Origin of the sequence: Actinophytocola oryzae, from assembly GCF_004364325.1 — a bacterium.
Classification (GTDB): domain Bacteria; phylum Actinomycetota; class Actinomycetes; order Mycobacteriales; family Pseudonocardiaceae; genus Actinophytocola; species Actinophytocola oryzae.
In genome coordinates this window covers 100,083-113,114 of the sequence record NZ_SOCP01000014.1, presented here as the reverse complement: position 1 = coordinate 113,114, position 13,032 = coordinate 100,083, and the positions used below count along the sequence as shown (strand labels likewise).

At 63.9% G+C, this 13,032-nt stretch carries 6 protein-coding genes; 3 read left to right on the top strand and 3 right to left on the bottom strand.

Annotated features, from left to right (window positions below; genetic code table 11):
- Positions 1 to 170 precede the first annotated feature (170 nt).
- Positions 171 to 1,004, bottom strand: coding sequence for a hypothetical protein (locus CLV71_RS32185; RefSeq protein ID WP_166664338.1), 834 nt, complete (start codon positions 1,002 to 1,004; stop codon positions 171 to 173).
- Between the two features lie 147 nt (positions 1,005 to 1,151).
- On the opposite strand from CLV71_RS32185, the gene CLV71_RS32180 reads away from it, so the two are divergent.
- Positions 1,152 to 2,147: a DUF4238 domain-containing protein gene (locus tag CLV71_RS32180; protein WP_166664337.1), complete on the top strand. Its 996-nt coding sequence runs from the start codon at positions 1,152 to 1,154 to the stop codon at positions 2,145 to 2,147.
- Positions 2,148 to 2,600: 453 nt separating this feature from the next.
- The gene (locus tag CLV71_RS32175; protein ID WP_133906650.1) at positions 2,601 to 6,656 is read left to right on the top strand and encodes a hypothetical protein; all 4,056 of its coding nucleotides are present in this window, start codon (positions 2,601 to 2,603) and stop codon (positions 6,654 to 6,656) included.
- 319 nt (positions 6,657 to 6,975) lie between these two features.
- On the opposite strand, the gene CLV71_RS32170 is transcribed toward CLV71_RS32175, so the two are convergent.
- Positions 6,976 to 10,536: an ATP-binding protein gene (locus CLV71_RS32170; RefSeq protein WP_133906649.1), complete on the bottom strand. Its 3,561-nt coding sequence runs from the start codon at positions 10,534 to 10,536 to the stop codon at positions 6,976 to 6,978.
- Between the two features lie 477 nt (positions 10,537 to 11,013).
- On the opposite strand from CLV71_RS32170, the gene CLV71_RS32165 reads away from it, so the two are divergent.
- A complete protein-coding gene (locus tag CLV71_RS32165) occupies positions 11,014 to 11,328 on the top strand; it encodes a Scr1 family TA system antitoxin-like transcriptional regulator (RefSeq protein WP_341771688.1) in 315 nt (104 codons plus the stop codon).
- Positions 11,329 to 11,398: 70 nt separating this feature from the next.
- Here the strand turns inward: CLV71_RS32165 and CLV71_RS32160 are convergent, their stop codons facing one another.
- A complete protein-coding gene (locus CLV71_RS32160; protein WP_243866845.1) occupies positions 11,399 to 12,610 on the bottom strand; it encodes a M20 family metallopeptidase in 1,212 nt (403 codons plus the stop codon).
- Positions 12,611 to 13,032 lie beyond the last annotated feature (422 nt).

Genomic DNA, 13,032 nt, shown 5'->3' with positions numbered 1-13,032 from the left:
CTGAACAAGCCACGAGGATGGCACGATACTCGTTAATCGCGATACCAGACGTGGCTGTACGCCGTATCCATGGGAGGGTGTCTCTAAGCCCGAGGATAGCTATTTCCGCTATGACGATGTCGAGGTGACGATCTGCTGCGCTGCGCAGTACGAGTACAGCGCCGCAGCCGCTAGGGCGCGAGGACGGCTGTGAGCTGATTGAGTATGCCGGCCGCGCCGACCTGCAGGGAGATCGCGTCGGACCGGGTGTAGACGAAGTCCTTCGTGACTTCGTCGGCGTGCGCCGCACCGCACGCCTGCGCCCACAAGCTCCTCAATATGACACCCCACCGTACGTCCTGGGACCACTTGGTCGGGTCGGGCTGGTCCTTGGGCGGTTTGGTCGGCCAGTGTTTGAGTTCCTGCATCCGTTCCAGCGCATGGCGGACCTTCACGACAGCAGGTTCGTACTTGCCGTCGGTGATGAGCAGCTTTGCCTCGCGGAGGTAGTTGCCAGCGTCGGCTAGGTGGGCGCCGTCCGGTGGGAGCGGTACAGCGATGGTGATGGACACGGCGCGGCCGAGACTTTCGAGCTGCTGGCCCCATCGGCTCGTCGGGACGCGGAGGATCTCCTGGTCGTGAGCGAACGGGAACTCGCCGGGTCCCTGGGGCAGGACGCCCGTCAGATTTATCCGGATTTGCAGTTCCTGATCACCGCGAGTCTGTTCCAGGGCGAGGATCTGCTGGTCAGACAAGGAGCAGGCGATGTCGGCAGGGCGGGACCTGCCCTCAAGCAACGAGACCGCGACCGGGACGACATCCCCGAGCCACTGTGGCGCCGGATGCTCGGCGTACAGCTCGCCGCTGAGCTGAAGCACCGTGATCCCGGCGGGAAGCGCGATCGGTTCGACGAGAAGTGGTACCCGCATTCGGTGAGCTCCCAAGCCAGGGGTAAGGCTCACCGGTTCCTGGTCTGGGGCAGGAGTGATCCGCAGCTCCACACCTCCGTCGAACTTCAGGTACACCGAATGTCTCCTTTCACGGCCTTCTCTCCGTACAGTGTCCATCACAGGGTCGCGATCCGCGCACCGAAATACGCCCGCTACTGGTCGTTGATGCAGCCGAATCGACTCACCGGAAACGCCTTGACCTGGCGGAATATCATTGCGAGAGTGCCCAGGCATCACCTCGTACCGAGGTTCTACCTCCGTCGGTTCGCTGACGATAGGCAGAACCTCGTGGTCGTCGACCGCGATCCGCCGCATCGGTCTCGGATGCGGCCGGTGAAGAGGGTGTGCGCCCAAGAGGGCTACTACGCGATGCCGACCGAGACGATCGCTGAGAGCCACCGCGTAGGTCACGATCCGGAGATGGTCGAACGGGTGCTCTCGCAGATCGAGCACAAGGCCGCTCAGGCTCTTACGCACCTGCTTGACGGCCAGTTTCCACCGACCGTGGAGGACCGCTACCGGCTTACCCAGTTCATCGCGTTGCAGAAGACCAGGACCCGGCGGTTCCGCGAGGACGCCGAGGCCGTGGGGACCTTGGCTGCCCAGCAGTACATCGAGATGGAGTTGACGAACAACCCAGAGCGAATTCCCCAGTGGTTGAAAAGTCGCGGCGAAGCCCACGACGTTGCCGCGGTCCAAGCAGTCCGGGACAACCTGAGTGAGAGGTTCCCCAAGCTCAGGATGTCTCAGACGTTCGCCGTCCAGCAGGCCCTTCGTATGGCGATCGACGCCTACCACCCACACCTAGTACAACGGCCCTGGCGACTGTTCCGATTCGACACTGACTGCCTCGTGACCAGCGACAACCCAGTTGGCACTTGGTCGCCGCGGTCACCTGACGAGCAACCTGCCGTTGACGGCATCAACGCGACGATGATCGTGATGCCGTTGGACCGCCGCACCGCTCTCGCCCTCATGGACCGTGGCACGGAGCGGGTGGTCGACCTTCCGGCAGCCTCGACGCGCGCCAGGCAGATCAATCTAGCCGTTGTGAGCGAGGCCTCCAGGTCGATCTTTCACCACCCTGCCGACCGTCCGCTGGATGGAATCGAGGTACCGCGTCGTACCGCGTTCATCGACGAGGTGATCGGCATTCGCATCCCCGGCGACGGAACGATCAGGGAGCAACACCGCGTAATCAAGCGTCCAATCTCATAGACATCGGCTCGTGTACTCGCACGCAGGCCCACCAAGAAGGACCGTCGTCCGGTGAGCATGGATATCCGACATAGAGCGATATCGACCTCGGGTATATACGCGCCTTCGCGGCTGTTCCGTCGCTAAGGGCTGTCTCGACGTGCTTGGCGCGGCATTGGCCTACAGGGCAGGTACCTCCTCCAGTCCGATGACCGTCAAGTGCGGTCGGTGCACGTCCACGCCCGGCGGTTCGTCACCAACGGGTGGCGCCGCAGAGAGCCGATCCGGGTTGGACACCGTGTATCCCCGGGCTGACATCGACCGCAGGCTCCAGAGAGCCAGATGCGCGCATCTTACGTAGAGATGTTGCCTGCGACGCGCGAAGATATGGCCTATCGTCGCAGGTAGTGCGGATGAACGACGGCGGTGGGGGGATGCCTGGCGTCGCGATAGAGGATCTCCGAGGAGTGTGATGTGACGGTCGGTAGCGAACTCCGGCGGGGTCTGGATCGTCATGTGCTACCGGTTCGGCGAGGGTCGTCGTGGTCTGGTGGCTCGGTCGGTACCGAGGTGGTGCTCGACCGTCACGGGTTCCTCGACCTTGAGCCGGATAGCGAGTCATGGTTCGGCAGCGGAGCGCGGCCGATTTCGGTGACGGAGCTGGTCTTAGGTGACGGTGGTGTGCTGAGCTTTGTGTTGCTCGCGCCGGGTGGAGTGGGGAAGTCCACGGTGCTGGACGCTTTGCGAACGCTTGAGCCGAGCGGGGTCGTGGTTGATCTTCGGTTGTTCGACAAGAGCGGCATGCACCGGGAACTCGCGGCGGCGATTGAGGATGGTGGTCCGGTCTATATCGACGGTCTCGACGTTGTCGCTGGTGAGGAGTCGTCGGTGTTTCGAATCCTCGAGCACCACATGACGAGCCCAGTGGGACGGCGGGTGCGGTGGCGTTTGGCGTGTCGGCCAGCGGCGTGGGACGTGTCTCTGGCCACCGCTCTTGCGGGGACGGTGCCGGACTTTGAGGAGCTAAAGCTACTGCCGCTGAGCCGGGCTGCGGCGGCCGCGCTGCTGGTGAGGGCTGCGGTACCGAACGGTTTCCTTGATGCGGTAGCGGAGGCGAAGCTTGGGCGGTTGGCCGCGTCCGCGATGCAGTTCGAAGCTGCGGCCAAGCAGTGGCGGGCTACTCGGAGGCTGCCGACAAGTCACTTAGCTGTGGTTGAGTACGAAGTGGAGCAGTTCCTTGTTGAGACCGGTGCCGATGTGCAGCCCTTGGTGCCGTTGGATCGACGCCGTCGGATCGCGATGCGTTTGGCAGCGATTTCGGTGTTCGGGCGCGTCAACCGTTTCGGGCGAACCGTTGAGCCTGCCGCGCCCAGGCGACAGTACATCGCCGGACTGCCGTCTACACCGGAACCCGACGAACCCGGAACCCCTATCACGCCGGCTCAAGTCAGCGAGGTGATTGGAACAACGTTGTTCGACGCCGCCCCCGACGCGGCATTGGCGTTCCGGCACCAGCAGTACGCTGAGTATCTAGCTGCGCGGTACGTCGTGGAACGAAAGGTGACACATGCTCAGCTGCGTGGCCTTCTCGGAGCACGAGAGGACGGCAGGGTCCCCGGCGTTCTGGCGGGGATAACCGCATGGCTTGCGGCGATCGCTCCCGGACTCGTCGAGGACTTGATCGCGGTGAACGCGATAGCGCTCATCCAGACCGGCGTGGAGATCCCATCCGATGACGTCCGCGCCGCCGTGGTCCATGCATTGCTCACCAAAGCCGCGGAAGGCGATACGGATCCAGACTGGGGCCTGGACCTGACGGCGCTGGCGTATCCGGGCCTGTCGGATGACTTGCGGCAGCACCTCGCCAACGGCCTCACGCATACCGAGGAGGTGTGGTGGATCGGCCGGCTTGCCGAAGCAGGCAGGTGCGGCGAGCTTGGCGAGGACCTTCTCACCGTGGTCCTTGATCCGGCGTGGGCACCCTGGACGCGCCGGCCGGCCGCTGCGGCCACCGCTTCCTTCGGCAATGATGCGGTGACCAGCCGGATGCGGCCGCTGCTGTCCCTTGAGCCAGATGAGGATCCTGATGACGAATTACTCGCCGCTGGTATCGAGGCGTTGTATCCGACGCTGCTGAGTACTCCTGAACTGTTGGAGGTGTTGCGGCCGCGCCGCAACACCGACCTCGTTGGTGCATACCTGGTTCTTCTGGGCCAGCTCAGCGATCAGATCCCGGTCGACGACCTTCCGACAGTCTTGTACTGGGCCGCGGAACGCGTCAGTGACGGTGAGGAAGCCCACGGGCGGTTGATACCCCAGCTCGTGCGCAGGGGATGGGCCCACCAAGAGTTTCATCCGATCCGTATCTCGCTCGCCGCTCTTGTGGCGACGTTGATCCAGACCACTCGGTGGCACTCATGGCATGACCGTCGTAAAGGACCTCCGTGGACGGACGCAGGCTGCGATTCACGTATACAACTGGCGATTGTCGTGGCTGAGCGCCTCGACGAGCATCACTGGTCCGATCTGCTTGACCTCGGTCTGGTGACCGTAGACGATCGCGACTCGCTCGTCAGGGAGCTACCCCAACTACCCTCGCCTGCGCGTCCCGTGTTGGCCAACTGTGTGCCCTCGCTGCTCGATCAGCCAACCCGCTGCACGGCAGATCTAATCCTCTCTCTTCCAACCGATCATCCCGCCTACGAACCAACCCGACCCCTGCGGGAGTCGATCAAATTAAACTCGTCACAAGCACAGCGATCACGTCGAGCAAGGACGGCGGAACGCGATGTAGAACTGGAGCGGAGAAAGCGTCGCGATACTCAGCGACAACAGCTCACCGAATCGCTCCACGCCACCGCCAGCGATCTCTCCAACTGGTGGAAGATCGTTTACTCGCTTGCCTGTGACGGCAGTTCGAGCGCAGCTCGGCACTTCCATCACGACCTGACCACTCGTGCCGGGTGGGAACTCCTTGGCCCCGAGGATCAACAACTCATCGTGGACCTCGGACTCCGCTATCTCCGAGCGCACCAACCGTCCCTGAGTGTTTCTATCGGAGTCGACCGGATCACGGTCACGCAAACGATGCCCGACTGGTCAGGCGTGTACTTGCTCGCCACACTCGTCCGGCACCAACCGCACCTGGCCCGTTCTCTAGAGGTGTCGGTGTGGCAGAAATGGGCGTCGACGATCGTCTCGGCCTGGAGCGCTGGCAGCGAGGACGACGACCAACTACGTGGCGATCTGATCGACTTCGCGCCCGACCAGGCTCGTGCAAGCCTGGTCGACGCGGCACTCAAGAGACTTGAGATGTATCAGACGCAGAGCCGTGCACCCATTAGCATCCACTGCGTCTACGAGCGCCTGATCGTGGACCTGGCCCAACCGGTAGGACAGCGCCTCATTACAGGTGCCTATAGCGGCGGCCTCGCCGCGACCCTCCTCGACCTCCTGATAGCCCATGCGCCGGCCACCGCCCGCTCCACCTGCCAGCAACTTCGCACGGTCGGGGACACGACACTCGCCGCGCTCGCCCATCGCGGACAAGCGGTGTTGGACCCGGACAGTGTTGTCGCCGAACTCGTGACCCAGTGTGCGACGCTCGACGTACTTGACAACGTGGTTCCGGGCCTCGAACTCGCCAGTCTAAATGACCACAACCTTATCGGGCTCGGCCGGCTGCTTGTCGATCAACTGCCCATAGAGGAGGATCCGGACTGGCGATCGAACGACTACTCACCGTTCGGCGTTCGACATGCCCGAGGGCGAGTCCTCGAGCAACTCGCCGCACGCGGCCTCACACAAGCGCTCACAGACCTGCGAGCCGGTAGGCCCGAGGCCGACCGATACGTGATTTCCGTATATCTGCGCAGGGCCCGCGCACAGGAAGCAAATCTCGCCTTCAAACCCTTGGACCCACGCGGCCTGCTGACTCTACTGGGCCGTGCCGACAGCCGGCTGATCCGCACCAACGAGGACCTACTGCAGGTCGTGATCGAAAACTTGCGCGATCTTCAACACGAGATCACACACGGCAACGCCTGGCGGGACCTGTGGAATCTCGGTGACGAGCCGACACCCAAGTCCGAAGACGACATCTCCGACTGGATACAACGCAACCTCAGAACACTCCTCTGCAAGAACAGTATTATCGATCGCGAGCCCCAAGTGCGCCGACGCCACAAACAGGGAAGCGGCACCCGTATCGATCTAAAAATTGCCCTGGCGACCGCCACTCAACCTCAAACCCACGCCCAAGTCATCATCGAAGCCAAACTCATCAACCACGCGAAGCTATTCACCGCGATGCACGCGCAACTCGTACAGCTCTACCTGATCCCGTCCGGAGTGCAGTACGGGATCTACCTGGTGTACTGGATCACCCCAGAGCAACGATCGGAAGTGCGAATACAGCGAGATCGGCGCGACCGCTCTGAGGTGCAGCGACAGCTAGACCAACAGGCCGCGTCTGCGGGACATGACGTCGTCATTCAGTCATTCCTACTCGACATCAGCCGACCCCATTAGTTCGGCACTCGCCTAATCTGCCGACAAAGGTGGCAACCCGCATACCATCTCGATGAGTGGTGGGGGCGCAGCGCTGTGAAGCGGGTTCCGTACGTCAGTCTCGGACGACCCGTCCATACCAGCGGCGAGCGCTTAGTCATTGGAGATGAAGGAGCACTGCTGGCGATGCAGCCGGGGGATCTGCCTCCGCAAGCCCACCGATACCTGCGCGTGGCTCACAGCGCACTTGGCGTGCCCAGCTCAGACGGTCAACGACGTTAGTGACGGCGGTGAGGTGAAGTACAGGTCAGGTCTGTCGGGGAAGGACGACGTTCGACAGTCAAACCCCCCGTACCCGTCCTCGGCGTTCTTGTTCTTCCGCTTTGTCTCGGAGTGTCTTCTGTCGGATACAACCGGCTTCGGCTACTGGGAGCAGGCCGGGCTCCTTTTCGCTAAGCATTTGAAAGAAGTGCAGGAGGTGCTTGTGGTGGAAGGATTCGGAGCCGAACCTCGCGCCCAAGAGGACGCCGGCGTGCTCGGCGATGTGGTCTGGGTCGGCACCGCGGTCGAGGAGTAGCGGTCCGAGTTGTTCGAGGACGATGCCGCGTTGTCCGGTGACCGCGTCAAGCAGGTGTTCCGTGGTGATGACCTTCTCGTCGAGGAGCCGTTCGGCCAGGTCCCGGTCATGACCAACCAGGTGGGTGAGCAGGGTGATGTGAGTGCGCGGCAGGTGAAGCAGTTGGGCGTACTGCCGTGTGAGGCGTTCGCGGTGCTCTCGGGGGAGGTGGGTGAGGAGTTCTGTGCAACCATCAGGTTCCGGTGGCCGCAAATATTCTCTCGTCTTCTGGTAGTCGAGTTGGCGGGCGAACCAATACTCGAACAGGTCTGGGTCGTTTGTAGCGAGGTGTTCGAGCACTCGTGTCGCTTTCCAGCGGGCGTGTTGGTCCATGTCCTCGACGTTCATGTCCTGGATCGCGGCCCGCCAGTCGTCTTTCCACGCATCCGGCAAGGTGGGGCCGTAGGGTTGGGCGTCGGCGAACTCCAGGGCCGCGGCGGTGGCGATGGCTGGGTTGGGGTGGGTCAGTAGCCGGTGCAGCACGTCGGTGGGGGAGTCGGTCCGAAGGTGACGGTCGAGCAGCGGTGCGTCGGCTGTGCCGAGGTCGTTGATGACCTGGTCGGTGAACTCGTCGACGTCGGATCGATCCACTGCGACGGACACGATCGCCGCGCGCAGGCCAGGATCACTCATATGGGTGATGAGTTCCTCTACGGGCACGGCTTCCGGTGCGGCCTTGAGGATTTGCTGGATCGCCGCGTGTAGTAGCGCTGGGTTACGGTGCTGGTTGGCGAGGCGGACCCAGGCGGCGGGGTCGGTCATGTGGGGCGCGATGCGCAGGGCGAGAAGGGTGGCGTGGCCGTCCAAGCTGTGGGTGGCGAGGCAAGCGGCGTGGGTGAGGTCTGTGTAGCGGGTGATTCCAGCAGCAGGGCCTAGCGAGGTGATGCGCTGGGCGAGCTGGTCGAGGCGCAGGTGCCTGGCTTCGATCCACCCCGCGGTGTCCTCGTCGGGTTCTCGTGTCCCGCCGAGAAGGTCGACAAGGTCCGAGTCGAGTTGGAACGCGGCGATGGGAGCGTTGTCGTCTTGGTCATCGGTCGGCCGGTTGTCCAGGACGCGCTGGGCGCGGACAGCGAGACCGGGCACAGCTCTAACAACGGGTCGCAGAGTTCGAAGGATGCGGCGGGCGCCGGCCCGGGCGGCTTGTCGTTGCTCAGGACGCAGCTCTCTCGCGTCAAACCGAACGCCGGCGGCGAGTCGGAACCACTCGCTGACGAGGTCGATCAGCGGGCACAGCGCTTCCGGCGGGCACACCGTCATGACCTTGTCCGGGTGGACGGTGAGCAGGTTGTCTACCTGGGTCCATAGGTCGAGTAGCTGCTCGAGATTGGTGGCGGTGTCGTAGCCCTGGGAGTAGCTGAAGGTGTTCAGATCACCGGGATCAGACCAGGTTCCGGATACTTCGGGGGAGAACAGCGTCGCCAACATCTTTGTGGCGACTGTCCAGTGCGCTGGATCGGGGTTGGCGGTGAGCCAGCCTAGGGTGAGGGTCAGGACTCGTTCGCGGATTTGTATGGACGTGCCGTGGTCGGGGTCGATGATTCGTGCCAGGTCGCCGAGGACCCGCAGCGGGTGCTCCTGGGTCGAGTGCCGTGCACGAGTGTCGCCAATCGCCAAGTCGAGCAGCGCTGATACGGCCTCGGGTAGGAGCCACTGCCGGGCGGCGCGAATCAGCAGCGTTGTGGCAGAACGGGCGATCGGATCGAAGTGGAAACCGCCGATCTGGTGGGTTGGGCGAGGTGTCGAGAGCGCGGCAAGGGCTTGGATCACGGCCTGACGCGCCGTGTGTTCATCAATGGTCGAGTACTGAGCCAGCAGCCCGAAGTCGACTTCCTCACCTGTGCCAGGTGCCAGCAGCGACGCGGCTATGGCTCGCACCGCTTGGTGGGCGAGAGCGGACCCGGTGCGAGCCGCGGCGATCGCGGCGGCCGTCAACGCGCGGTGGTGATCGGGGAACGTCTGGACCAGGCTGTCCCAGGGTCGGTGTGTGGGCTCGGTGAAGAACCACCGGGCGACGAGCGGTGCCCGCAGGGACGGCTGCAGCGACCAGCCGTAGGGTGTGGAATCGAGAAGGCCGTGTCGAGCGAGTCGGTCGAGGAGCCCGGTCAATTCGGCTGGCGGGATACCGACCAGTGGCGCGAGCTGATATGCGGTCTCGCCGGATAGGGTGCCGAGTGCGGCCAGGCAGGCCAGGACATCAAGCGCAGTCGGTGACTCGGTGACCCGGCGCAGGTAGCGCTCGACGTTGGCGCGATGAGCGCTCCCGGTGACGATGTCTTGCCCGCCGCCGTTGACGAGCACTTCGCACAGGGCCAGCGCCCAGCCTGGCCTGCCTTCGGCTTGATCGAGCACGACGACCCGCGCTCGATGCCCGGTCACTCCTGCCGCACGAATCAGGACGTCCATGTTCTTACGTTCGAGCAGGTCAATCACGACAACTTGGGCGCTGGGCAGCGCGGTTCGCACGTCTTCGGCCTGGTCGGGCCAGGTAGTCGCGATGATCGAGAACGTCGTCTGCTCCTGAACCCTGATCCGGCGGAGAACCTGCAGGTCCGGGGCACGGCTATGAGCGTCGTCCACAACGACTGCGGCCGGTCGGGTGCCCACGACGGCGTCGAGGACTTGGCCTGGTTCGCCGCCCTGGAGGAACAAGACGTCATCACCGAGTTCAGTGGCTAACCGGGTCTTGCCGACGCCAGGTACCCCCACCAGCATCACATCGGTTCGATCATCGACCAGCTTGCGCAAGGTCGACAGTTCAACCTCTCGCCCCACCAGAGTCAGAGCCGGAGCAGCGGGCTCAAGGACGTCTAGGGGTCGTTCGAGCAGGAGCTCCAGTTGACCGCCGACGCCGAGGAGCCGTTGCCGCCATTCTGGTTCGGACACCAGTTCGTTCACGAACCAGTCCCGCGAGTACACCTGCGGCGCCGGCAAGCCGTAGCTGTGGCACAACTTGTCGAGCTTCGCCAGCTTGGTGGCGTTCACGGGTTGCAGACACGCCATTACGATCAGGTCAACGCGGAGCCCTTCCTGGGACATCCGCTTCAACCCATTACGGAGGTTGGCGACGGGGTCACCGATCGTGGCCAGAAGGCGGCCAAGCCTTTGGGGATCACCATCGTCCGACGGGAAGTAGATGTCCGCGTCACGTCCGAAGTCATGGCCGCCCTCCACAGCGGACACACCGGGATAGCGCGTACGCAACAACGCACACGCGCATCGCTCAAACTCCGCCGGGTTGACCGGATGTCCCTGGATCGCCCGCAACACCTGTTCCACCAGATTCATAACTACGGCAGCCTACGCCGAACGCCTGTATAATGATGACGCACGCGTCGGTGTTCTTGTTCTCCTTGGCCCTGCCGCAGCGGCCACTGAGGAGCGCCCTCAGATGGCCTCGGCCGGAGTTCTCAGAAGCGCTCGTCCCAGCCGTCCTGCCTTTGGGGATCCGGCCGGGAGGTGCCATCACGAGCGATACCGGTGGCGGAGGCGGGGAACCCCCGTTTCGCGACGCCAGATACATGTACGGCCGCCTTCTTCGCTTGACGGTCCGACCCGGACTGCGCAGATCGACTTCTCGATCTGTACGCCGGCCGTCATGAGACAGGACCTGCCGGTGCCAGCCGGTGAACGTGTGGGTCGAGCGGAAGCATGATGGGACCTCCGGTCGCACTTCGCCGTGGGCGACGACATCAAGGTGCGTTATGCGGACCAGCAGGTCGGGCGATCCGTCCACCAGGACCACCCGGATGTGAGTGAGATCCTCTGGGCCGACTGCGCGAGCAGCTCGTGCACTTGGTCGCTCTCGTCGAGCGGCCGAACATCACGCTGCAAGTGATCCCCTACGCTGCCGGCGGCTATGGCACCATGAACGGCTCTTTTATCATCGTCGACTATCCGGAACCCGACATAACGCCTGGTGTCTATCTTGAGTATCCCGCTGGCGGGGCCTGGGTCGACAACGCGGAAGACGTTGGACGTTTCACCACGACGTTCGACCAGGCAGCGGCTCAAGCGTTGTCTCCGGTGGACACCATCGATCTGATCCAGCGGCGCGTGCGTGCACTCACTGTGTCGTGAGGACGGATCGCGCGACTCCAGATCGTCGGGCGGTCGCGTTGGAGACCGACCTTCTCGACGTATCGCCGCGTCATCCCTGATGATCCGTGCTCAGGAGGCTGAGTGCGGCGGCGTGGTAGGTGGCTTGGACCGTGGGGATGGTGTCGAGGCGGATGCGTTCGTCGGTGGCGTGTAGGCCCGTGTAGGTGACGCCGAAGCCGGCGGTGGCGGGTATGCCGAGTCCGGCGAGGTAGTTGCCGATGTTGGACGGGCCGGCGATTTTGGCCTCGACCTCGACGCCAATGGTGCTTGCGGCGTTGAGGATGGCGGCGCGTAGCGGTGAGGTGGGGTCGAGTGCGTAGGCGGGCCAGCGCGTGTCGGCTCTGATGTGGGTGGGTCGGGTGTCGGGCCAGGCGTCGTCCACCTGGGTGACGAGTTGTTCTAGGAAACCAGCGGCGGCTTGGTCGTCGAACGTGGGTGTGGTGCGGATGTCGACGTTGAGCGTGCAGAGGTCTGGGGTGACTGAGTAGCCCTGTCCGCCGGTGATGGCGGTGACGGTGACCTTGCCGCTGATTGGGAACGCGTCGGTGGCGCCGTGTGGTGGGTCTGTTGTGGACAGGATGTGGATGAGGTGAGCGGCTTTCTCTATGGCGCTGGGTGTGGCTTTCCTGCCGCCGGAGTGGGATGAGGTGCCGTGGACGTGGAGTTGGGCGCGGTGGACGCCGCGGCCGCCGACGACGAGTTTGTCCATGCCGGGGTAGCCGATGATGACGCCGGCGACGTCGGTGGGGGCGTCGGGGCCTTGGAAGTAGCGGCGGGCGCCGCCGAATCCGCCGGTGTGTTCGTCGACGTCGAAGAGGAGCACGAGGGTGCCGGCGAGATTGTCGGCGGTGTCGGCGACGCGGGTGGCGATGTGGCAGAAGATCGCGGCGCCGGATTTGGAGTCGGCGCTGCCGCGTCCGTGCAGCCAGCCGTCGTCGATGGCCGCTGAGGTGGGGGAGTGGGTCCAGGCGTGTTCGTCACCGAAGGGGGCGGTGTCGAGGCAGGCGTCGAGTACCCATCTCGGGCCTGGGTGCGCGCCTTTGATCTCGCAGGTGAGTCCGACGGCTGCGCCGGTGTCGTCTTTGAGTACCGCTGTGGGTAGGTGGTGTTGTGCGAGCCAGTCGCTGGTGCTGTCGAGTATCGGTTCGTATGGGTCGATGCCGCCTCGGCTGGGGATGGTGACGAGGTCGCGGGTCAACTCGATCACCGATTCGTGATCTTGTGTGGCCGCGGCGTGTACGTCGTGGATGCTGTGGCTCACGACGGGCACCTCCTCTGCGCGGGTCTCGACCAGTGGTGGGGGTTTAGCTTCGTAGCGTTGGCAGGTTTCGCAGGGTTTGTTCAGTCTCTACCTTGCGGGCTGCGGCGTAGCACTGGCGTGTGTGGTCGATGAGCCGTTCCGCCACTCTGGTTTCGAACAGGACACCGGAGTCGAATGTGGTGGCCGATGAGCAGTTGTGGAGTCTCCGAGGTGGCGGTGAGCTGTTGGTCCTGGTGCGCGAACAGCTCCTCGGGAGGCCGGCTGTAGTACTCGGCGAGGACACGGCGGTACTTGATGCTGGTGATGTGTCGACCGAGTTCCCAGCCGGAGAGCATGCCCGGGGTGACTCCGGATGAGCCGTCGACGGAGAGTTTGTCGAGGTCTTCGCAGACCTGTTGAAGCGTCGCGGGAATTGATGCTCT

What these genes read in the sequence shown, in the direction of transcription:
- CLV71_RS32170 (WP_133906649.1), bottom strand. Translation starts at nt 10,536, where the DNA reads ATGAATCTGGTGGAACAGGTGTTGCGGGCGATCCAGGGACATCCGGTC.